Annotated in this window: 23 protein-coding genes and 1 riboswitch; of the genes, 9 read left to right on the top strand and 14 right to left on the bottom strand. The window is 68.1% G+C overall.

All coding sequences use genetic code 11. The features are described from left to right. Positions 1-42: 42 nt before the first annotated feature. Positions 43-927 (bottom strand): cytochrome bc1 complex diheme cytochrome c subunit, encoded by an 885-nt coding sequence (gene qcrC, locus ACYQ1K_RS08870; RefSeq protein ID WP_459982481.1) that lies wholly within the window; start codon positions 925-927, stop codon positions 43-45. 38 nt (positions 928-965) lie between these two features. Next, the gene (gene ctaE, locus ACYQ1K_RS08865; protein ID WP_459982480.1) at positions 966-1,604 is read right to left on the bottom strand and encodes an aa3-type cytochrome oxidase subunit III; all 639 of its coding nucleotides are present in this window, start codon (positions 1,602-1,604) and stop codon (positions 966-968) included. A 73-nt stretch (positions 1,605-1,677) separates the two neighbouring features. On the opposite strand from ctaE, the gene ACYQ1K_RS08860 reads away from it, so the two are divergent. From ACYQ1K_RS08860 to ACYQ1K_RS08845, 4 genes are all read left to right on the top strand, one after another. Beyond that, entirely contained in the window at positions 1,678-2,625 is a 948-nt protein-coding gene (locus tag ACYQ1K_RS08860; protein WP_459982479.1) for a cytochrome c oxidase assembly protein, read from the top strand. 10 nt (positions 2,626-2,635) lie between these two features. Continuing rightward, complete coding sequence (locus ACYQ1K_RS08855) at positions 2,636-3,043, top strand: Rv3143 family two-component system response regulator (RefSeq protein ID WP_459982478.1); 408 nt, start codon at positions 2,636-2,638, stop codon at positions 3,041-3,043. Positions 3,044-3,045: 2 nt separating this feature from the next. Next, positions 3,046-4,077, top strand: coding sequence for an anthranilate phosphoribosyltransferase (trpD, locus tag ACYQ1K_RS08850; protein WP_459982477.1), 1,032 nt, complete (start codon positions 3,046-3,048; stop codon positions 4,075-4,077). Between the two features lie 90 nt (positions 4,078-4,167). Beyond that, complete coding sequence (locus ACYQ1K_RS08845) at positions 4,168-5,667, top strand: DUF2142 domain-containing protein (RefSeq protein ID WP_459982476.1); 1,500 nt, start codon at positions 4,168-4,170, stop codon at positions 5,665-5,667. Here ACYQ1K_RS08845 and ACYQ1K_RS08840 read toward each other — a convergent pair. Then, positions 5,596-6,342, bottom strand: coding sequence for a class I SAM-dependent methyltransferase (locus ACYQ1K_RS08840; RefSeq protein ID WP_459982475.1), 747 nt, complete (start codon positions 6,340-6,342; stop codon positions 5,596-5,598). The two genes, ACYQ1K_RS08845 and ACYQ1K_RS08840, sit on opposite strands and share 72 nt — an antisense overlap. Positions 6,343-6,686: 344 nt before the next feature. Between ACYQ1K_RS08840 and ACYQ1K_RS08835 the strand changes: the two genes are divergently transcribed. After that, positions 6,687-7,295 (top strand): class I SAM-dependent methyltransferase, encoded by a 609-nt coding sequence (locus tag ACYQ1K_RS08835; protein ID WP_459982474.1) that lies wholly within the window; start codon positions 6,687-6,689, stop codon positions 7,293-7,295. On the opposite strand, the gene ACYQ1K_RS08830 is transcribed toward ACYQ1K_RS08835, so the two are convergent. The 8 genes from ACYQ1K_RS08830 to ACYQ1K_RS08795 all read right to left on the bottom strand — a co-directional run bounded on the left by ACYQ1K_RS08830 (position 7,247) and on the right by ACYQ1K_RS08795 (position 14,887). After that, positions 7,247-8,641 (bottom strand): lipopolysaccharide biosynthesis protein, encoded by a 1,395-nt coding sequence (locus tag ACYQ1K_RS08830; protein ID WP_459982473.1) that lies wholly within the window; start codon positions 8,639-8,641, stop codon positions 7,247-7,249. The genes ACYQ1K_RS08835 and ACYQ1K_RS08830 overlap by 49 nt on opposite strands. A 58-nt stretch (positions 8,642-8,699) precedes the next feature. Beyond that, on the bottom strand, positions 8,700-9,815 hold the full coding sequence (locus ACYQ1K_RS08825; RefSeq protein WP_459982472.1) for a glycosyltransferase: 1,116 nt from the start codon (positions 9,813-9,815) through the stop codon (positions 8,700-8,702). Continuing rightward, positions 9,812-10,684 carry a glycosyltransferase gene (locus ACYQ1K_RS08820; protein WP_459982471.1) on the bottom strand — a complete coding sequence of 291 codons (873 nt, stop codon included), beginning with the start codon at positions 10,682-10,684 and terminating at the stop codon, positions 9,812-9,814. Before ACYQ1K_RS08820 ends, ACYQ1K_RS08825 begins: the two co-directional genes overlap by 4 nt. Beyond that, positions 10,677-11,030 (bottom strand): DUF2304 domain-containing protein, encoded by a 354-nt coding sequence (locus ACYQ1K_RS08815; protein WP_459982470.1) that lies wholly within the window; start codon positions 11,028-11,030, stop codon positions 10,677-10,679. Before ACYQ1K_RS08815 ends, ACYQ1K_RS08820 begins: the two co-directional genes overlap by 8 nt. Further along, a complete protein-coding gene (locus ACYQ1K_RS08810) occupies positions 11,027-11,719 on the bottom strand; it encodes a glycosyltransferase family 2 protein (protein WP_459982469.1) in 693 nt (230 codons plus the stop codon). Before ACYQ1K_RS08810 ends, ACYQ1K_RS08815 begins: the two co-directional genes overlap by 4 nt. Positions 11,720-11,824: 105 nt before the next feature. Continuing rightward, positions 11,825-12,823 (bottom strand): UDP-glucose 4-epimerase GalE, encoded by a 999-nt coding sequence (galE, locus tag ACYQ1K_RS08805; RefSeq protein ID WP_459982468.1) that lies wholly within the window; start codon positions 12,821-12,823, stop codon positions 11,825-11,827. Positions 12,824-12,825: 2 nt separating this feature from the next. Next, on the bottom strand, positions 12,826-13,104 hold the full coding sequence (locus tag ACYQ1K_RS08800; protein ID WP_459982467.1) for an Lrp/AsnC family transcriptional regulator: 279 nt from the start codon (positions 13,102-13,104) through the stop codon (positions 12,826-12,828). Positions 13,105-13,108: 4 nt separating this feature from the next. Next, entirely contained in the window at positions 13,109-14,887 is a 1,779-nt protein-coding gene (locus ACYQ1K_RS08795) for a DEDD exonuclease domain-containing protein (protein WP_459982466.1), read from the bottom strand. 110 nt (positions 14,888-14,997) lie between these two features. On the opposite strand from ACYQ1K_RS08795, the gene ACYQ1K_RS08790 reads away from it, so the two are divergent. The 4 genes from ACYQ1K_RS08790 to ACYQ1K_RS08775 all read left to right on the top strand — a co-directional run bounded on the left by ACYQ1K_RS08790 (position 14,998) and on the right by ACYQ1K_RS08775 (position 19,052). Beyond that, entirely contained in the window at positions 14,998-15,204 is a 207-nt protein-coding gene (locus ACYQ1K_RS08790; protein WP_459982465.1) for a hypothetical protein, read from the top strand. Positions 15,205-15,346: 142 nt separating this feature from the next. Beyond that, positions 15,347-15,534, top strand: a riboswitch (cyclic di-AMP (ydaO/yuaA leader). Positions 15,535-15,614: 80 nt separating this feature from the next. Continuing rightward, a complete protein-coding gene (locus ACYQ1K_RS08785) occupies positions 15,615-16,553 on the top strand; it encodes an NlpC/P60 family protein (protein WP_459982464.1) in 939 nt (312 codons plus the stop codon). A gap of 259 nt (positions 16,554-16,812) precedes the next feature. Further along, entirely contained in the window at positions 16,813-17,799 is a 987-nt protein-coding gene (locus tag ACYQ1K_RS08780; RefSeq protein ID WP_459982463.1) for a hypothetical protein, read from the top strand. Then, positions 17,796-19,052, top strand: a complete 1,257-nt coding sequence (locus ACYQ1K_RS08775) for a M48 family metalloprotease (RefSeq protein WP_459982462.1) — start codon at positions 17,796-17,798, stop codon at positions 19,050-19,052. The genes ACYQ1K_RS08780 and ACYQ1K_RS08775 overlap by 4 nt, the downstream gene beginning before the upstream one ends. Before the next feature lie 3 nt (positions 19,053-19,055). Here ACYQ1K_RS08775 and ACYQ1K_RS08770 read toward each other — a convergent pair whose 3' ends face one another. The 3 genes from ACYQ1K_RS08770 to ACYQ1K_RS08760 all read right to left on the bottom strand — a co-directional run bounded on the left by ACYQ1K_RS08770 (position 19,056) and on the right by ACYQ1K_RS08760 (position 20,082). After that, positions 19,056-19,238, bottom strand: coding sequence for a Flp family type IVb pilin (locus ACYQ1K_RS08770; protein ID WP_459982461.1), 183 nt, complete (start codon positions 19,236-19,238; stop codon positions 19,056-19,058). 75 nt (positions 19,239-19,313) lie between these two features. After that, complete coding sequence (locus ACYQ1K_RS08765) at positions 19,314-19,517, bottom strand: Flp family type IVb pilin (RefSeq protein ID WP_459982460.1); 204 nt, start codon at positions 19,515-19,517, stop codon at positions 19,314-19,316. A gap of 361 nt (positions 19,518-19,878) precedes the next feature. Beyond that, positions 19,879-20,082 carry a Flp family type IVb pilin gene (locus tag ACYQ1K_RS08760; protein ID WP_459982459.1) on the bottom strand — a complete coding sequence of 68 codons (204 nt, stop codon included), beginning with the start codon at positions 20,080-20,082 and terminating at the stop codon, positions 19,879-19,881. Between the last annotated feature and the right edge of the window lie 60 nt (positions 20,083-20,142).

The following is a 20,142-nucleotide window of genomic DNA, read 5'->3' as shown; positions in this document are numbered from 1 at the left end:
CGTGCCCGGGCTCGTGTGCCGTGTCGTGGCTGCTCTCGGCGCTCACGCCTGCGACTCCTTCTTCTTCCTGGTCGAACGGGTGGTGTGGGCCGCGATCCAGACCGCGAACGCCACGCAGGCGCCGAGGCCGACGAGCCAGGCGAACATGCCCTCGCTCACGGGGCCGAGGTTGCCGAGGCTGAAGCCGCCGTAGCCGGGCTGGGCCTTCATCGACTCGATGTAGGCGATGACGTCGCGCTTCTCCTCGGGCGAGAGGTTGCCGTTGGAGAAGACGTCCATCGGGCCGGGGCCGGTGAGCATGGCCTCGTAGATGTGGCGCGGCGAGGTGTTGAGGATGCTCGGGGCGTAGCCGCCGCGCGGCATGGCGCCGCCCTCACCGGTGAAGTTGTGGCAGGCGGTGCAGTTGGTCAGGAAGATCTGGCCACCGCGGACGACCGCCTCCTCCTTCTCCTTGTCGGTCATCCCCGCGGTCGAGTAGTCCTCCGAGGTCGGGATGGCGGGGCCGGGGCCCAGGGAGGCGACGTACGCCGCCAGCGCCTGGATCTCCTGCTCGTTGTAGGCCTGCGGCTTGGAGGGGCCCTGCTGGCCGGGGCGCGCGAGCGGCATGCGGCCGGTGCCGACCTGGAAGTCGACGGCCGCGGCGCCGACGCCGACGAGGCTCGGACCGATCAGCTTGCCGTTGACGTCGGTCTGGCCCTGGCCGTTCTCGCCGTGGCAGAAGGAGCAGCCGACCAGGAAGAGCTCACGGCCCTGCTTGATCAGCTCCTCGTCGTTCGCGGCCGAGGAGGCCGACGAGCTGGGGGAGAGCGCGGCGTAGAGCCCGCCCGTGAGCATCAGGCCGAGAACGAGCACCACCAGTCCGGCGACGGGGCCGCGACGGTGCCGCGAGAGACGACCGGCGGAGCGGCTCAGGAAACGCCCGGGCAATTGAAGCACAGTGAAGTCCTCACTCAGTCTGCGACGCGTCACTTGATGATGTAGATCGTGGCGAACAGGCCGATCCAGACCACGTCCACGAAGTGCCAGTAGTACGAGACGACGATGGCGCTGACGGCCTGCTCGTGGGTGAACGTCCGCGCGATGTAGGTCCGACCGAGGACGAACAGGAAGGCGATCAGTCCGCCGGTGACGTGGAGACCGTGGAACCCGGTCGTCAGGTAGAACATCGTCCCGTAGGCCGAGCTCGGGATCGTGATGCCCTCCTGGATCAGGGAGGCATACTCGGTGGCCTGGCCGGCGATGAAGATCGCGCCCATGATGTAGGTCAGGACGAACCACTCGCGCAGGCCCCAGCCGGCGACGTTCAGCAGCCCGCCGGAGCGGCCGACCTTGCCGGCCTCGGCCTTGAAGACGCCCATCTGGCAGGTCACCGAGGAGAGCACCAGGATCGTCGTGTTCACGGAGGCGAACGGCACGTTCAGGTGGGAGGTGTTCTGGGCCCACAGCTCCGGGCTCACCGAGCGGATCGTGTAGTACGCCGCGAAGAGGGCCGCGAAGAACATCAGCTCGCTGGAGAGCCAGATGATCGTCCCCACGCTGACCATGCTCGGTCGGTCGTGCTGACCCGTCAGTCGGGATGCCGGAAGAGCGGAAGCAGTCGCCACGGGCCCATTATGGCGGTCCTCATTCCCGAGGGCACCCCGGCCCCCTCTCCGCGCCCGTCATAGAGTTCACAGGGTGGTCGTCCCCCCGCTCAGCACCGCTCCGGACCTCCCTGCCTTCGGGCTGTCGCGGCTGGTCACGGAGTGGGGGATCGCCCCGATCCCGTTCATCGTGACCGTCTGGGGGGCGGGCCTCTACCTCTGGGGCGTGTCCACGCTGAGGCGGCGCGGCGACCGCTGGCCGGTGGGTCGCACGATCGCCTTCGTGGTCGTCGGGATGGGGTTCTTCTACCTCGCCACGTCGTCGGGCCTGGCGGCGTACGACACCACCCTGCTCTCGGTGCACATGGTCCAACACATGGTGCTCTCGATGGTGGTGCCGCTCGCGCTCGCTCTCGGGGCACCCGTGACCCTCGCGCTGCGCACGCTGCGGGGCTCCCCGCGGCGGTGGCTGCTCGCCGTGCTCCACTCCCGCGCGGCGAAGGTGCTGTCCTTCCCGCCGCTCACCCTGATGCTGTACGTCGTCTCCCCGTGGGCCCTCTACTTCTCGGGGTGGTATACGGCCTCGCTGCACTCCGACTACGTGCACGAGATGATGCACCTGCACCTGGTGCTCGTCGGCTCCCTGTTCTTCTGGCCGCTCATGGGCATCGACCCGGTGCCGGGGCGGGTGGCCTACCCCTTCCGGCTCCTGCTCATCTTCCTGACGCTGCCGTTCCATGCGTTCCTCGGCATCGCGATCATGAGCCAGACCGACCTGCTCGGCGGCTCCTGGTATCCCGACCTGCACCACGGCCCGATGGGCTCGTGGCTGCCCGACCCTCACGCCGACCAGCACCTGGCCGGCGGCATCCTGTGGGGCGCCGGCGACCTCGTCGCGCTGGCGTTCTTCGGTGTGCTCTTCACCCAGTGGGTGCGGGCATCGCTCAAGGAGGCCGCCCGCGAGGACCGGCGGCTGGACCTCCTGGAGGCGCGCGAGCAAGCGGCGCGCCACTCCCAGGCCAGCCACGCGCCGGGGGAGTAGAGTCCGGCGCGTGACCGCGCAGAAGCCGCCCCAGTCGTTGAGGGTGCTCGTGTACAGCGACGACATCGACGTCCGCCAACAGGTCATCCTCGCGCTCGGGCGGCGCCCGCACCCGGATCTCCCCGAGGTGGAGTACGTCGAGGTCGCGACCGAGCCCATCGTCATCCAGAACATGGACGCCGGCGGCATCGACCTGGCCATCCTCGACGGTGAGGCGGTCCCGGCGGGAGGCATCGGCATCGCCAAGCAGCTCAAGGACGAGATCTACGAGTGTCCGCCGCTGGTCGTCCTGACCGGGCGGCCGCAGGACGCGTGGCTGGCCACGTGGTCACGCGCGGACGCGGCGGTCTCGCACCCGATCGTCCTCGCCCAGACAGTGGTCGCGCTGCTGCGCAGCCGCGTGCCCGCCACCGCCTGACGATGGCTGACGTCACCTGGCCCGACGTGCTCGGGGCCCTCGTCGCGCGCGAGGACCTGTCCGCCGGGCAGGCGGCCTGGGCGATGGGGGAGATCCTCGGCGGCCAGGCGACGGACTCCCAGATCGCCGGCTTCGCCGTCGCTCTGCGCGCGAAGGGCGAGACAACCGACGAGGTCCGGGGACTGGCTGACGCCATGCTCGCCCGAGCCAACCCGATCGCGGTGCCCGGGCGGCTCCTCGACGTCGTCGGCACCGGCGGTGACCGGTCGATGTCGGTCAACATCTCCACCATGTCGGCGATCGTGGCGGCCGGTGCGGGCGCGAAGGTCGTCAAGCACGGCAACCGGTCGGCCTCGTCCAAGTCGGGGTCCGCAGACGTCCTCGAGGCGCTCGGCATCCGGCTCGACCTTCCGGTCGACCGTGTCGCGTCCGTCGCGGAGACGGCCGGCATCACGTTCCTCTTCTCGGCGGCCTTCCACCCCGCGATGCGCTATGCGGCCGTCCCGCGCCGCGAGCTCGGGATCGGGACGACCTTCAACTTCCTCGGGCCGCTGAGCAACCCCGCCCGTCCGCAGGCGAACGCCATCGGGTGCGCCGACCTCCGGATGGCGCCCGTCATGGCCGGCGTCTTCGCTGAGCGAGGCGTCGACGCGTGGGTCTTCCGCGGCGACGACGGGCTCGACGAGCTCACCACCACGACGACCTCGCAGATCTGGCAGGTGTCCGGCGGCTCGGTGACGATGCACTCAGTCGACCCGCGCGACCTCGGCATTCCGCTGGCTAGCGCGGAGGCGCTCCGCGGCGGCGACGTCGCCTTCAACGCCGACGTCGTACGCCGGGTGCTGGCCGGGGAGCAGGGGCCGGTCCGCGATGCCGTGGTGCTCAACGCCGGTGCCGCGCTCGCGGTCTACGCGCACGACGCCGGAGCTGACCTGCGCGATGCGCTGTCCGCGGGGCTCCTGGAGGCCTCCAAGGCTATCGACTCCGGAGCAGCGCAGGCCGTCCTCGATCGGTGGGTTGCTGCCTCGGAGTGATCAGCGGGCGCAGGTGGTTGGATCGGGCTACCCGAATGGCCCGTTCGGAGGCTGATCGCCGAGGCTGTCTCGCCTAGTCTGCGAGATGACATGAGGACGCTCTTCCTAGCCCCTTCGACTCCGCGGCTGTTCGTCATTCGAATGGTCCTGGCGGTTGCCTTGCTGCAGGCGCTCTGGATCGCCGTCGTCCCGCCTTTCCGTGCGAGTGACGAGTTCGACCATGCCTACCGTGCCGCCGCCGTCGCGGACGGGCAGTGGCGGGCGACGCAGCCGGTCAGGGTCGGTCGCGGCATCCTCGTCCGAGCGCCGGCGGATCTGGTGGACGCGGCTGAGAACCAGTGTGCATCTCTCGGCTACGTCGGCTACGACAACTGCCACTCCGCGGGCGACGCCGGCGACGGCCATGTCTGGGTCGGCTCTGGAGCTGGCACGTACAACCCGCTCTTCTACTGGGTGATCGGCACCGCAGCGCAGCCTTTCACTGGTGATGCTGCTCTCTACGCCATGCGGATCACGTCTGCGCTTGTGTGCCTCCTGTTCATCGGGCTGGGCGCCTGGGCGATCTCGCGGCGCGGACCACCAGGTTGGAGTGGGATCGGATTCGTCCTCGCGCTCACACCTGTCCTCGTGTTCTCGACGGTTGTGGCCGCTCCGAACGGCCTTGAGATGGCCGCCGGACTTGCGCTTTGGTGCAGTCTCATCGCCGTGCCCGATGTAGCCGACGTGCGCCTCGAGCGGCGGATGTTGGTCGTTGCGGCTCTCGCCGCGGTCCTACTCGGGTTCCTGCGACTTCTCGGGCCCCTCTTCATCCTGCTGATCGTCGCGACCGCCGCGATCCTGCACGGCCGACGTGCGATCGACGTGATTCGTCGTCATATCCCGACGGCCCTCTGCTGCGTCCTGGCGGTGGCCTTGTCCGTCGTGTGGGCTGTCGGCTGGCTGTGGTTGGTGCGTGGCGTCGGCGGTGGCGAGCAACAAGGGGGCAGCGACTGGCCGTGGGCCACCGTGATCCTGTGGCCCCTGCAGACGATCGCCGCCTTTCCCTTCCGCGATCAACCCGGTGCAGCGATCGTCTACCCAGTCGTGGTGCTGGCGGTGTCAGCCCTCGTGGTCGGAGCGGTTCGCCTCGCGCGTCGTCGTGAAGCCCTCGTCGTCATCGCGTCCGCGGTCCTCGCCATGGCGCTGCCGTTCGGCCTGACGGTGGTGACGAAGGCCGGCAAGGGTGTCATGTGGCAGGGACGCTACGGCCTCCCGCTCGCCGTGGGCTTCGTGTTGCTCGCGGGGATCGTCATCGAGCGTCGCGCCACGCGGCCGCCGAGCCTCAAACTACTGGTGCCCTGCGCGGCAGTGCTGGCGGTGTCGTGGGTCGCCTGTCTCCTGAAAGTGCTCCGGGACGAGGACGGCCGCTGGGAATCGACCTCGGATGCGGCTTGGCATCCGCCGGGTCTGGCCCTCCTGGCGATCGTGTGCGGGCTGTCGTGGTGTCTGATCGTTGCGGCCATGTCTCGCCGAGCGACATTAGGCGGCGGCGCGTTTCCGAGCGACCATGCCGTGGCCGAGCGGGAAGTGAGTCTCAGTCCTCTTTCGTAGCGCCGTCGCGATGGGTCCGTTCCTGCGTGAGACAGCGATCCCCTGAAGGAGCCGGACGCAGATCGATCCCAGCACGGGCACGCCGAGGAGGCACTTCGACACGATGTCGACGAGGACGTCCCCGGCGCCGCCGAGGCCGGCGACCTCGACGACATCCAGCCGACTCTCCTCAGCGAGCCGGGTGAGCGAATAGCGGCTATGGCGCAGGTAGTCGTGAGGCGCCTCGTGGATCCAGTACATGAACGGGGTGTTCATGAGAAGCACTCCACTCGGTGCGAGGATCCGGGCGATCTCCCGAAGAGCCAGCGCCGGATCGGGAAGATGCTCCAGCACGTCGCTGAACAGCACCGTGTCGAACGAGCCGTCCCTGAAGGGAAGCGGCTGCGTGAGGTCGCAGAAGGCGTCGATGTTGCTTGTCGCGTGCAGGGACGAGGGCCAGTCGGCCGCGACGGCGTAGGAGACGCGGTTGCGATATGCGCCGTAGAGGGGCTGGGCGCCGCAGCCGAGGTCCAGCAGCCGTCCGCGGGCGTACACCGGGAGAACGCGAGCATAGAAGTCTGCGACGAGCTGGGCAGAGAGCCGCGACGACGGCGCCAGCGCCTGAGGGTCCCGGGATGCACTCAGCGTGGCGATGCCGTCGTACTTCGTTGCGCGCCATGCGAGGGGATTGCGCACCACGTCTCCGATCTCGAATCGCCGTTCGACGATGACGCGCACACGATAGCGTCGCCTCGTCCACCGGAAGGCACATCGACTCCTGGAAATCGTCTCCAGCGGAGGAGCATCACGTGAAACTGTCGGACCGGGCCCGCGAAGCCGCGCGACGCAACAAGCTGACATTGGCTGCCTACCGTTTAGTTCGCTCACGTCAGCCGGTGCTATCCGGCCTACCCGCCTACGTCCCCTATTCGTCGGGAAGTCTGAGGCAGCTCAACCACCTGACGCTCCTCGCTGCCCAGCAGACTCCCGCGCTCTTGGCGGAGCTTGCGCGCCGATGTGGGTCCAAGCCGCTCCGGCGCTTGTCGGTCGCCGAGTTTCACGCCGAGATGGGCTATGCATCCGCTGACAAGCTCGGTGAGCTGTTCGCGCACTACGGCAGTGACAAGTCCGGGCGTCACAACTACCACTTGGTCTACGCCGCGATTCTGGCGGAGATGGGGACGGTGTCCAGTCTGCTGGAGGTTGGCCTCGGGAGCAGCAACACCAACGTTCCCTCCAACATGGGTCCGCTGGGTCGGCCTGGCGCATCGCTCCGGGCCTTCCGCGACTACCTTCCCGGTGCGGCGATCTACGGTGCCGACGTCGACGAGCGAGCTCTGTTCGCCGAGCCGTCCATCTCGACGTTCCACGTCGATCAGACGGACCTCTCCAGCGTCGAGCGGCTTGGCGACCACTTGCCCGACCGCCTCGACCTGGTGATCGACGATGGCCTGCACAGTCCGAACGCGAATCTTGCGGTGCTGCTGCTAGGGCTGGACAAAGTTCACCGGGGTGGTTGGATCGTCATCGAGGACATAGCGCCCGCCGCAGCTGCGATGTGGGAGGCAATCGCAGCCTTGATCGGGAACCGAGGCGACTGCTACCTGATCGACTCGCGCGCCGCTCTGATGTTCTGCGTACGCTGCTGACGCCCAAGGTCGGCAGCGGCCCGGGCGTCCGGGCGCGCCAGGACCACCCAGGAGGCGAGCGTCCCGGCAGTGAGGGCCAGCAACACGAAAGTTCCCGTCCAATGTTGGTGCATCAGGACGGCGACGGTGAAGATCGCGGCGCCTGCCGCAGCGCGCAGGACCAGCAGGCTCCAGCTCATACATTCCGCGCGCCAGACGGCCGCGGTGCTCATTGCGGTGCTCAGAACGGATCCGATGATCATTCCCCATGCCGCGCCCGCGCTGCCTGACAGCTGAGCGCCGATGGCGCCGACCGTCAGGCCTGCCACGAGGCCTGCGACGTTTGAGATGGCGAGCACACGTGGCCCCCAGGTTCGCGTCGCGCTCAACCAAGCCTGCGCGGCGTTCAGGCATGTCGCCGCCACTCCGGTCAAAAGCAGGAGGAACGTTCCGCGCGCACTGGCGAAGGTGGAAGGGTACAGCCAACCGAGCAGATTGTCGGACCACAGAGCAAGCAGACCGGCCATGGGGACGAACAGCACCACCATCGCGCGCATCAAGCGATCAGTCGACTCGCGCACCAGATCGTCCCGCCCACTCGCATGCGCGCGGGCGAGGAATGGTTCGAACGACACCCTCATCGCCGTCGACAGCAGGTAGAGCGGTGTCGCGATCGATGCGGCGGCGGCGAAGTCGCCGAGGTCATCAGCGGACACCGTCGAAGCAACGACGAGGGTGAGAGCAGGCAGAAGTCCGCCAGCAGCAACGATGTGCGCCGACGTCCATGCCGTGTACCGAGTGATCTCTCGTCGAGCCGGCGAGCGAAGTGATGGCCGGCCCGGCACGAGACCCGTCAACACTCCGGGCAACGATGACGCGCAGATCGCGAGTAGCGCGAGCGCCTCATGGCCGCTGCCGAGAAGTGCGAACATCAAGAGCACGCCGAGCAGGGCTCCGGCGATGTCCCAGCCTGCGATGGCGCCGAACTGCTGACGACCGCTACGGATCCCACGCACGACCGCGGCCGCACCGAGGGTGAGGACCAGCACGGCGGCCGTCCACGACGACGTCCAGCCTGCTGCTACTTGTCGCTGGGCAACGACCAACGCGACGCCGGCCAGTCCCAGCGAAGGGAGCACGCCGACGGCCTGAACCGTGCGCGCTACCGGCTCGCTGTCCTCGGACCGCCCTCGCGCGGCGGCAACGAAACGAGCTGCCGCGACTCCACTGGCCTGCGGCCAGCACAGCACGAGGAAGGTCGCAAGCGAGAGCAAGCTGTTGGTGATGCCCAGCCATTCCTTGCCAGCGAGCCTTGCGACGACGACCGACAAGGTGATGCGGGTGGCCCCCTGCACGGCCTGGCTCACCGACGTCCAGAGGAACGCGCTTGACCATCCGCCGCTTCGCAGGAGGCGCCGCGCCCCGTCACGAGCCACTGCGTGCCGCCCGATCCGCATACGCGGCGAGGAGCGCTTCCCCGACCGCAGCTCGCGAGAAGCGACCGACAACCGTGCGTGCCACCGTCGAAGGGTCTGTCCTTGTCAGCCGGTCCTTCGCCGCAAGTATCGCTGCGCCGAATTCTCCCGCCGAGTGGTCGCGGCAGAGGACCGAGTTCTCGTCGGTGCAGTACTCGACGAAACCGCCGCTTCTCGGGAGCACGACCATGCGCCCACTCGCAATGGCCTCAGCGGCGGCCGTGAGGAAGTTCTCTTGGCGGCTCGGCACGAAGAAGAGGTGGGCTTTGCGCACATGGCCGCGCACCTGCTCGGGAGGCACCGCTCCTACCAGCGTGACGATCGCCTGGAGGCCGAGTGCCCGCACTCGATCATGCACTTCCTCGCGCAGCGGTCCGTCACCTACCCAGGCATACCGGACGTCGGAGCCCTGGTCGACGAGCCATCGGATCGTGTCGAGAGCCGTCAGAGGGTCCTTGCGCGCGATGAGATGGCCGACCCCGACGATGCGGAGCGGCGTCGGAGGGGGATAGGGCGCGAGTTCAGCATCGGTCTCGACAACACATGGCACGACACAGACGGCCTGCGGCCGGGCGAACGGAGCCATCGCCGCGGCGAGCTCCGCGGTCACACCCGTGACCCGGTGCGGTAGGCGAAGGGCGTGGCGCAGGAACGCGAGACGTACCCACCAGGGACCGACGCTCGCCGGGTCGACGACGCCGTTCCAGTGCTCGGTGTGCACCCACCACCTCCGCCTGCCGAGCCATGCGCCAGCTGCGACCAGAATGGATGAGAACGCCATGGTGTGCAGCACGTCGACGTTGCTCAATTGGCGACGCAGGAATCGAGTCGTGGTCAGCCACGAGCGAGGACTGCGCGGCTGCAGGCCGAGCCGATGTACCGTCAGACCGTCATATGTCTCCTGCCGTGGCTCGCAATGACGACCCAGGGCCACGTGGACCACCTCGACGATGGCCCCGGCCGTCTGGGCGGCCTTGGCGTGCTCCAGGCAGAATGGAGTGCGCGATGGCGCCTCACGGTCAGGGAACCACGTCGTGGCAACCAGAACGCGGGGGGTGTCCGTCATTGCGTCGACACCAGCGGGCGACCGTCATGGCGGTCGGTGAACACCGCTGTGTAGACGCGGCGCAGAACAGGCGTGGGCAGCATGCGGTAACCGAGCCGAACCGCCAGGTTGAGCCGTCGGCGTAGCGGCCCGATCAGCCCACACTCCTCGAGGATGCGCTGGATCTCGAACTCACACGACATGACTGCTCGCGCCTTGCGTCGTTGCAGCATGGAGGCATCGGCCCGGAACAGGACCACGGGGTCGTCGTCGTTGTACATCGTCGCGCCGAAGGCGAGCATGCGCGCGAAGAGCCCATAGTCCTGTAGATAGCGCAGATGCGGATAGCCGCCCGCCGCCAGGGCTGCCTCCCGGCGATAGAACGCGGTCGGGTGGTTGATGGGGTTGTTCCAGGGCATGCGACGAACGATCGCCTCATGGCTGCCTGGGGCGTGGCGAATTCGGGTGATGTGGGTCTCGTCGCCGTCGAACTCCGCCATCGCCGCGCCCAGAACGTCGACGTCGAGACCTTCGGCGAGCTGGTGCTGCCGCTCGATCCGTTGAGGAAGGGCGACGTCATCGGCGTCCATCTTCGCGATCCAGGTGCCCCTCGCCTCCCGCAGACCCCGGTCGTTCGCTGCCCCGGCACCCTGGTTCGTCGCCAGTCGGACACGGCGCGTGATCGGTGAGATCGCCGCGTGGGCGCTCAAGGCACGCTGGAGGGAAACCGGCAACGGCCCGTCCTCGACCACGATGATCTCGTGCGGGGGCTCCGACTGCTCCTCCAGACTCCGCAGTGCACGAGTGAGATGGTCGGCTGCGAGCCCGCCGTGGACAGGAAGGACGACGGAGACTGTCGAGTTGCTGACCGGTTCGACAACCTCATTCATGAACGCGAGTCTCGCGCATCTCCATCTGGGCTGCGAGTAGGGCCTGGCCGCGAGTCAGCTCCGATAGCCGGGCCTCGAGACGACGCATGCGAAGCGCCGTGGCGATGGTGGAGAAGGCGAACACTACGACCAGGGCGTAGAGCACCAGGTCAGCGCCACGGCCGACGCCGAGCGCGTTCGCGATGTCGGTCAACGCGTTCGGCGCCAGCACGGCGGCGATGGCAGCGACGGTGAGGCCGCCGGTGATCATCCGGGTCATCGCGAGCTGCCGCCCGCGCTGCTGGCCTCGGAGCAGCCACCAGCCGGCGCCGAGAACAGCCGCGATGAGAAGCGCCTTGATGATCATGCGGACGTCTCCAGGCGCGCCGCCAGCATGTCGTAGACGACGTTGACCGCGTTGAGCGCCGACTGGCCCTTCTGGCGGGAGTAGGCGCTGTACTCGATGGTGACTGGGTGCTCCACCCAGCTCAGCCGGTGGCGTGCGATCAACGACTCGAGCTCGGACGCGTGCGCGCTGCCCTGCTGGCGCAGGACGACGCGGTCGAGCACCTGTCTCGTGAGCACCCGCAGCCCGTTGTGCGTGTCGGTGAGCGCGAGGCCGGAGACCGCCCGCGAGTAGCGCAGTGCGCCACGGAGGAGCAGCTTGCGTGCGCGCGTCTGCCCCTCGGTCCGTCCGAGGTTGCGCGAGCCGAGCACGACGTCGACCCCGGTGGTGCGCGCTTCGGCAACCATCGCCACGGCGTCCTCGACGCGGTGCTGCCCGTCGGAGTCGAACGTGACGACGAACCTGGCGGTGGAGTGCCTCCGGACGAACTCGAAGCCTGTCTGCAGCGCCGCTCCTTGGCCGAGATTCACGGTGTGGACCAGGACGGTCGCGCCCGCCTCTCGGGCAACGGCGGTGCTGTCGTCGGTGCTGCCGTCGTCGATGCAGACGATGTTCGAGAACGCCCCGCGGAGACCGGTGACAACGGTGCCGACGGCGACCGCCTCGTTGTACATCGGGACGACGACTACGACATCGTCATGCAGCGTCACCTCGAGCTCCTCTCCTCGTCACTAGAAGGCTAGGAGCCGTCTTCGTCGGACACGAGAGAAGCACGGGAAGTATGACCGCGCGCGCCGGCAGATGACCCGAACGGGCTATGCCGACGATGCTGCCTGCGCTTGGCGGGCGGCCCAGGCGGAAGCGACTGCCTGCGAGAGCGTATGGCGGCTGCGCCAGCCGAGCTCCCTCTCGATCCGACGCACATCGGCGACGAGGCTGGCGGGATCGCCGACGCGCCGATCGGACACCTGGGCCTCGACCGGCAGGCCGGTCGCATCGGCGATCGCAGCCAGCACCTCGCGGACCGAGCTGCCCCGACCAGTGCCGACGTTGAAGATCGGTAGAGGTCCGTCGGCCGCACCCGCGTGCCGCAGCCAGTCCAAAGCGGCGAGGTGGGAGTCTGCGAGGTCGATTACGTGCACATAGTCGCGCACGCCCGTGCCGTCCGGCGTGGGGTAGTCGTCCCCGAACACCGTCGGCGGCTCCGAGCGATCGATCGTGTCGAACACCAACGGGACGAGGTTCTGCGCCGCGCAGTCGCCGAGGTCGTCCGCACCGGCGCCCACCACATTGAAGTAGCGGAGGGCACACCAGCGAAGGCCCCACGCATGCTCTGCGTCGCGACACAGCCACTCGCCGACGAGCTTCGTCTCTCCGTAAGGACTGATCGGCCCGGGCGGAACCGTCTCGTCAACGGGACCTTCGCAGGCTTGGGTCGGATTCCCGTAGACGGCGGCTGACGAAGAGAAGACCAGTTGTCGGGCGTCCGCAGCGTGCATGGCGTCGAGGAGGTTCACTAGGCCGCCGACGTTCTGCCTGAAGTAGTACGTCGGCAGGGCGACCGACTCGCCGACCTGCTTCTTGGCGGCGAGGTGCACCACCGCGTCGACGTCGTGATCCCGCATGAGCGCGGTGAGGGTCTCGGTGGATCCGATTGCGGCTAGATCGACCTGCGCCATCGCAACGCCGGCGACTCGGCTGGCCACTCCGGTGCTCAGGTCGTCGACGATGACGACTGCGTCCCCTCGGCCCACCAGCCGGCGTACGACGTGTGCGCCGATGTAGCCGGCTCCGCCCGTGACGAGAACGGACATGGTCAGTCGAGACCGATCGAGAACGCTGATTCGAGATCGTGCTTCGAGTACGCCCGGAACGCGATGTGGGTCTCCGTGTCGGTGACGCCGGGCACCTTGTTGAGCCGGTCCGCGACGACCGCAGCGATGTCATCGTGGTTGCGGACGCGCACCAGCGCGATCAGGTCGATCTGCCCGGTCGTGGAGTAGACCTCGCTGACGCCGTCGAGAGCGGCGATCGCCTCGGCCACCTCGGGGATCCGAGCGGTGTCGGCCTGCACGAAGACGATGGCGGTGATCACAAGGTCACCGTACCGGCTGATGGACCGTCGCGAGGTCTCGTCTGTCGTCGAACGGCACGAGGCTCTTGCGTGACTCGTGGACGGCGTCATGAACCGCCAGGTGCCGGCTCGCACCCGCGACGGGGCATGTCCACGCGCCCTCCACGTCGACCAGGCGGATGCCGGGTGCCTCCAGCCAGCGCAGGATCACCTCGCTCTCCTCAGCCGTTGCGGCGGGCGTCGGGCCCGGACCCGGGCGCACCGTCTCGGCGCTCGCACGCAACTGAGCGACGTAGGCGTGTGCGTCCGCGCCTGGAGGAAGCACGCCAGCAGCCGCGAGTCGGCCGAAGCGGATGACATGAACGCTCCAGCGTCCATTGTCCTCCCGGCGGGTAGCGATGATCTCGCCACACCTGGTCAAGGCCGACAGGCGCTGGGTGCGAGCCGCGGCGCGGATGAAGGCCGCCAGGCGATCGCGGTGCACCCCTGCCTCCTCGAACCGCTCGTCGGCCGCGAGCGCGCCCATGCGCGCCGAGAGGGACTCGACCACGCGGTCGGGCTCTCGGGACAACGTCTGCTTGAGCTGCGCGACGACCTCTCCGTAGGCCCTCTCATCGGCGCTGCCGTCGCAGGGGGAGAGGCACTTGCCCATCTCGGCCAGGACGCAGGGCGTCTTGGACGGACGTCGGGCGAGGCGCTCCGAGCACTGCCGGATCGGAAAGCTGTCGTGCAGCGCCTGCAGCGCCTTCTCCGCCACCTTCTTGGAGCTGAACGGGCCGAGATAGTCGGCGTCGTCGTCGAGCACGCGCTTCACGAGGGCCAAGCGTGGCCATGGCTCTCGGGTCAGCTTGATGAAGTGCACCTTCTCGGGGAAGCGCGACCGACGGTTGTAGCGAGGCTTGTGCTGGGCGATCAGGCGGAGCTCGCGGACCTGCGCCTCGAGGGGGGTCGCGCACTCGATGCCCGTCACACGCTCGGCGACACCGACCATCTCACCCATCCGTGTCCGCGTCTCCGACGAGGTGAAGTAGGAGCGGACCCGGTTGCGCAGGTCACGGGAGGTGCCGACGTAGAGGACCCGCCGGCGCTCGTCCTCGAAGAGGTAGACCCCGGGGGCGTGGGGGAGCGCCTCGGCGAGGTGACGCTTGCGGCGCTGGGCCGGCGTCACCCGTCCCGAGAACGTCTGCAGCTCCTCGAGGGTGTGCACGCCGAGGCCGCCGAGGCGCTCCATGAGCCCGTGCAGCACGTCGACGGTTGCGCGCGCGTCTGACAACGCCCGGTGGTTGGGTGTGGTCGTGGAGTTGAAGACCTTCGCCAACGACGACAGCTTGCAGTTGGGCGCATCGTCGCGTGTGATGACGCGACGGGCGAGCTTGGCAGTGTCGAGCACCTCGAAGCTCGGCCACGGACGGCCCTGACGGTCGGCGAAGTGGCGCAGGAACCCGACGTCGAACGGGGCATTGTGGGCGACCAGCACGGACCCCTGTGCGAACTCCAAGAACGCCGGAAGTGCTGACTCGATCGAGGGGGCGTCCACCACCATCGCGTTGCTGATCCCGGTGAGGACGGCGATGAAGGCCGGGATCTCGCTGCGCGGGTTCACCAGTGTCTGGAACTCGCCCAGCACCTCGCCGCCGCGCACCTTGACGGCCCCTATCTCGGTGATCATCGAGCCGCCCTCCGCAGAGCCGCCGGTCGTCTCGAGGTCGACGACGCAGAAGGTGATGTCGCGCAGCGGTCGGCCCAGCTCGTCGAAGCTGCGCTGGCTCTCCCAACGGGCGCCGGCCGTCCGAGTGATGCTCATGAGGGCGACGTTAGGAGCGAGCTCCGACATTCCTGGGACGACGCGCGGCGTCCCGCCGTCCCCTAGCGCTGTCGCAGTGATTGTCGGTGGTGCCTGTCAGCCTGTTCGACATGACCACGAGGATCGACTGCGACACGTGCATGGTGCGCGGCCTGGCCTGTCATGACTGCGTCGTGACGGTGTTGCTCGGCCCCCCGCCGGAGCTGGGGTTCGACGACGACGAGCGCCGCGCGCTCGACGTCCTCGCGCAAGGCGGCCTGGTGCCTCCTTTGCGCATGGTGACTCCCACGTCGAGTGGTGATGTCGAGTCGGCGTGACTGCTGGGGCTGGTGTGACGGAGATGGTCTGGATGGACCCCAACACGCACGCTCGACCGATTGGCTGCACTCGCGACGGGCGGCTAGAGTTCACCACTCAGATGTCCGTGGAAGTGGGTCGACCGACTCGCGCGGGCATCGCGCTCAATCTCGGCTGGATCGGGCCAGTCGGGAGCCGGGGAACCAACCGACACCGCCGCGAGGCGGGGTCATCTGGGGTGAATCGCCCACGAGGTGCAGTTGCTGGTGACAGTGGCCGCGAGGAGTGGGGGTAGGGCCAGTCGTGCCCGAATCCGTCAGCTCACTCGGTAGGCGTACGACACAGCAAGGGAGACGGCCCGCTCGTGCTGAACGGCCGGAAACGAGTCACCGCAGCGGTGGCAGGCGTCGCCATCGCCTGCACTTTCGGAGTGACCACCACCACCCCCGCCGAGGCGAAGCCGAACATCAAGGATGTCCAGGTGCGCGTCGACAAGCTCTATCAGGACGCTGACCAGGCGACCGAGAACTACAACGAGGCGCGCCTGCGCCTCGACACGCTGCAGCGGGAGCTCACCAGCGTCCGCGCCGACCAGGCGCGCCAGGAGTCCGCTTTGTCTGCCGTCCGCGTGCAGCTGCGCGACACCATGCTCCAGCAGTTCGAGGGGTCGAACCTCTCGGCAGTGGGCCAGGTGTTCGTCTCAGACGACCCCAAGGCGTTCCTCGGCCAGCTCTCCACCATCTCGGCCTACGACAGTCTTCAGGCCGGCCTCTACCGTGACTACTCGACTCAGCTCGACGCCCTGCGGCTGCGCCGCAAGGCGACGGAGCAGCGGACCGCCGAGGTCGCCGCGACCGAGCAGAAGCTCGCGTCGGACAAGAAGGCCGTCCAGTCCAAGCTGGCCGACGCTAAGGCTCTGCTCGCCAAGCTCAAGGAGTCGCAGCGCAAAGCGCTCCTCTCGCGCGACAGTCCCCGAGCCGCCATCGGAGACATCTCTGCAGCGGTCGACGTCCCGGCGAGCGGGCGCGCTGCGGCCGCTGTCACGTACGCGAAGGCCCAGCTCGGTGACGCCTATGTCTGGGGCGCGGCCGGTCCCAGCGCATTCGACTGCTCAGGCTTGACGATGCGCGCCTGGGGAGCGGCCGGCGTTTCGCTGCCGCACTCCTCGCGTGCCCAGTTCAGCTCGGGCCCGCACGTCGCCGAGAGCGACCTGCAGCCGGGCGATCTGGTCTTCTTCTACAGCCCGATCAGCCATGTCGGTCTCTACATCGGCGGCGGAATGGTCCTACACGCCGCCAACCCGAGCGAGGGTGTGCGGATCTCTCCGTTGCACTCGATGCCTTACTCCGGCGCCGTCCGCCCTGGCTGAGTCGTCCTCAACGAGCGGCAAGACCGGTCGTCCACGCTGGTGGGCGGCCGGTCTTGTCACGTTTCTCTGCCTGGGGCTCGCCGGTATTGCGTGGGTCGCCTTCAAGCCCGATCCCTATGTCGCCTCCACCCCTCGCGCTGCTCATTCGCCGGCGCGTCCGGACCTGGCAGCGGTCGCGCTCAATCGGCTAGAGGCGGCGGTCTCGGCACGCGACCCTGCGGCTGCCGCGCGATTGGGAGTCGACTCGCGGGCTCAGACGTTGCTGCGCTCGATCGTCTCGAATGCGGTGGCGCTCGAGGTCACGGACTTCACGGCCCGCTACGTGGACGAGGCAGGTGCGACCGGACCGAGCGGTCGGTGGATCGCGTCCGTGGACATGACGTGGCGGTTCGGCCGCTATGACTCCGCGTCGACGCACGAGGAGGTCGCCGTTTCCTTCTCGTCGGCCGCGGGCGCCGCCTCGATCTCGGAGTTCGGTGGTGGGCCCCAGCGCACTCCGCTGTGGCTGAGGGGCCCCGTGCATGTCGACGCCGGATCCGGCGTGCTGGCGCTCGGACCCGACACCACGACGGTCGACCGCTACGCGCGCTTGGCGAGGCGCGCCGTGCCGATCGTCGGCCGCGTGATCAGAGGATGGCATGGGCCCCTCGTGGTCGAGGTGCCCCGTTCGGAGGCCGACCTGGACAAGGCGCTCGGCACCGCTGTGGGCACGTATGTCGGCGTCGCTGCCGTGACGGCTAGCGTCGATGGGTCCGGCGCGGCCAACGCCCCCGTCCATGTGTTCGTCAACCCCGAGGTCATGACCACGCTCGACACTCGAGGCGCGCAGATCGTGTTGAGTCACGAAGCGACGCACGCGGCCACGAAGGCCGCCACGGACCATCACCGACCCATGTGGCTGACGGAGGGCTTCGCCGACTACGTCGCCTTGCGCGACGTACGCCTCCCTCTGACCACGACCGCCGGCCAGATCATCGCTCAGGTTCGCAAGAGCGGTCCTCCCGACCACCTGCCCGAGGCCAGCGACTTCAACTCGCACTCGGCGAGCTTCGGTGCGGAGTACGAGGCCGCCTGGCTCGCGTGTCGAGTCGTGGCCGAGCGTGCTGGGGAGCGTGGCCTGGTCCGGCTCTACGATGCTGTCGGGGCAGGGCAGGACGTGGAGACGGCATTGCGGAAGGTGGTCGGCGTCGGCACACGAGGGCTGACGCGGATGTGGCAGAGTCGTTTGTCAGACTTGGCCGGGTGAGCGCGAGCGGGAGGACGAGCCTCCAGACCAACCGAGTATCGGCGCGCAGCGTCGCGATCGGCGTGCTCGGCACAGGATTGGTGCTGTTCGTGGCTCTTGCCGCCATCCGGGTGCCCTGGCACCCGTATCCGGGGGGTCCGCTCCATCCGCCGGTGGCCGACACCGTCTTCAAGAGCGCCCAGATCTCGGCGATGGAGTCCTACTCGTCCTTCGCCCGCTTCTGGTCGCGCGCCGGACTGAGCGTGTCAATCATCGTCGCGTGTGTCATCGGGTTCTCGCCGCTCGGCCGGCGCCTGATGACGTTAGCGCGTGGTCCGTGGTGGCTACGTGTGATCCAAGGAGTGGTCGTCCTCGAGGTGGTCGGAGCGATTGCCACGCTGCTGCCGGCTGTGATCCTGCGCCAACGTCAGCTGGAGGTAGGCCTCTCCCATCAGTCGTGGAGTGGCTTCGCCAGCGACCGGGCGCTCGACCTGCTGGTCTCGACGGTGGGGACCTCGCTCGGCGTTCTGGCGCTGATGGCGTGCGCGAGATATTGGCCGCGGCTCTGGCCAGCCATGGCGGGCGTTCTCCTCGGCGCGCTGGTGCTGCTCGGATCGTTCATCTATCCGCTGCTGGTAGAGCCGCTGTTCAACCACTTCACGCCGCTCCCGGCTGGCTCACTCAGGTCGGACGTCTTGGCGCTGGCGCAAGAGGAAGGCGTGCACGTCGACGACGTCCTCGTCGCCGATGCCTCGCGCCGGACGACGACGCTGAACGCCTACGTCTCTGGCTTCGGGGACACCCGACATGTGGTCCTCTACGACAATCTGGTCAAGGACGAGCCGCGCGCTGAGACGTTGTCGGTGGTGGCCCACGAGCTCGGCCATGCCAAGTACGACGACGTGCTGACGGGCTCCCTGCTCGGGGCCGCAGGGGCGCTCGTGGGCGTCGGGCTGGTGGGCGTGATCGTCGAGCGCCGCCGGAGTCGCACCGACATCGGCGATCCGACCAGCGTTCCGATGCTCCTGGCGCTGCTCGCGGTCGGCTCGTTCCTGGCGCTCCCGGTGCAGAACACCATCAGTCGGCAGATCGAGACGAGGGCGGATGTGGCCGCCCTGAGGACGACGAAGGACGCCGCTGCCTTCGTGACCCTTCAGCGTGAGCTCGCGCTGAGCTCGCTGTCAGATCCGACACCGGCGTCCTGGTCGCAGTTCTGGTTCGGGACTCACCCGACGGCGCTGCAGAGGATCGCGCTCGCCGAGCGTATCCGGTGAGTTTCAGCAGCCGGTGCTGCTGTGGATCGCCGAGTTGATCTTGACGCAGGTGGAGTCGAAGAGTGCCGACTGGATTGTGCTGCCGAAACCGAAGACGGCGACTGCGATGACGGCGGCGATGCCGGCGATGAGGAGGCCATACTCGACGGCCGAGGCGCCGCGCTGACGGGAACCGTCATGTTTCATGATCGATCTCCTCCGGGGGAATGCCGGTGGCCGGCAGGAATGACTGCCGGCCACCGACTTTGTGGCTCGTGCTGGCTACTTGCAGCTGCCAGCCGTCTTCGAGATGCTCTTGCAGGTCGACGAGAAGGCGTGCTTGACGACCGGGCCGAGGGCCATGACCGCGACGACGATGACGGCGGCGATGCCGGCGATGAGCAGGCCGTACTCGACGGCCGAGGCGCCGCGCTCCTCCATCTTGGCGAGGCGGGCGTTGAGCATGATGCGGAAGTAGTCCACCATGATTTTGTTCTCCCCTTGAGATTGTTGGTCAAGAGCTGGGCTCCGGACGCTGCTTTGCTGTTGTCCGTGGAGCCCCTGCCCCACGAAATCAATCTTCACGGAAGTGGAGGGTCTGCCGAATCGGGAGACTGTGTTGACCCGGATAGCCCGATCGGGCTACGAAGGTCCCGGTGTCAGTCAACGGGTCGCCCACCCGGACGGAACGCTTCGAGTAGTCCGTTGTGCACACCGGTGACCGACTGCCGGCGCTGCACTGCAGGCGGCACAGATGAAGGAAGACCGTGCCGGTGAACTCGACGAGGTATCACTCGCCAGGGCTCACCGGCACGGTCGGCCTGAATAACTACCAAACCTGCGTCGCTCAGCTGCAGCTGCCAGCCGTCTTCGAGATGCTCTTGCAGGTCGATGAGAAGGCGTGCTTGACAACCGGGCCGAGCGCCATGACCGCGACGACGATGACGGCGGCAATGCCGGCGATGAGCAGGCCGTATTCAACCGCCGAGGCGCCGCGCTCCTCCATCTTGGCGAGGCGCGCGCTGAGGATGATGCGGAAGTAGTCCACCATGATTTTTCTCCCCTGAAATCGTTGGTCAAGAACTGACGTCCGACGCTCGACTGCCGTCGT

The organism is Nocardioides sp. AN3 (assembly GCF_054653495.1).
Note: the sequence above shows the minus strand (reverse complement) of the source record. Positions and strands in the feature narration are given on the sequence as shown.

What these genes read in the sequence shown, in the direction of transcription:
- ACYQ1K_RS08820 (WP_459982471.1), bottom strand. Translation starts at nt 10,684, where the DNA reads ATGAATGAGGTTGTCGAACCGGTCAGCAACTCGACAGTCTCCGTCGTC.
- ACYQ1K_RS08770 (WP_459982461.1), bottom strand. Translation starts at nt 19,238, where the DNA reads ATGAAACATGACGGTTCCCGTCAGCGCGGCGCCTCGGCCGTCGAGTAT.
- ACYQ1K_RS08790 (WP_459982465.1), top strand. Translation starts at nt 14,998, where the DNA reads ATGACCACGAGGATCGACTGCGACACGTGCATGGTGCGCGGCCTGGCC.
- ACYQ1K_RS08825 (WP_459982472.1), bottom strand. Translation starts at nt 9,815, where the DNA reads ATGACGGACACCCCCCGCGTTCTGGTTGCCACGACGTGGTTCCCTGAC.
- galE (WP_459982468.1), bottom strand. Translation starts at nt 12,823, where the DNA reads ATGTCCGTTCTCGTCACGGGCGGAGCCGGCTACATCGGCGCACACGTC.
- ACYQ1K_RS08760 (WP_459982459.1), bottom strand. Translation starts at nt 20,082, where the DNA reads ATGGTGGACTACTTCCGCATCATCCTCAGCGCGCGCCTCGCCAAGATG.
- ACYQ1K_RS08845 (WP_459982476.1), top strand. Translation starts at nt 4,168, where the DNA reads ATGAGGACGCTCTTCCTAGCCCCTTCGACTCCGCGGCTGTTCGTCATT.
- ACYQ1K_RS08815 (WP_459982470.1), bottom strand. Translation starts at nt 11,030, where the DNA reads ATGATCATCAAGGCGCTTCTCATCGCGGCTGTTCTCGGCGCCGGCTGG.
- ACYQ1K_RS08765 (WP_459982460.1), bottom strand. Translation starts at nt 19,517, where the DNA reads ATGGTGGACTACTTCCGCATCATGCTCAACGCCCGCCTCGCCAAGATG.
- trpD (WP_459982477.1), top strand. Translation starts at nt 3,046, where the DNA reads ATGGCTGACGTCACCTGGCCCGACGTGCTCGGGGCCCTCGTCGCGCGC.
- ACYQ1K_RS08795 (WP_459982466.1), bottom strand. Translation starts at nt 14,887, where the DNA reads ATGAGCATCACTCGGACGGCCGGCGCCCGTTGGGAGAGCCAGCGCAGC.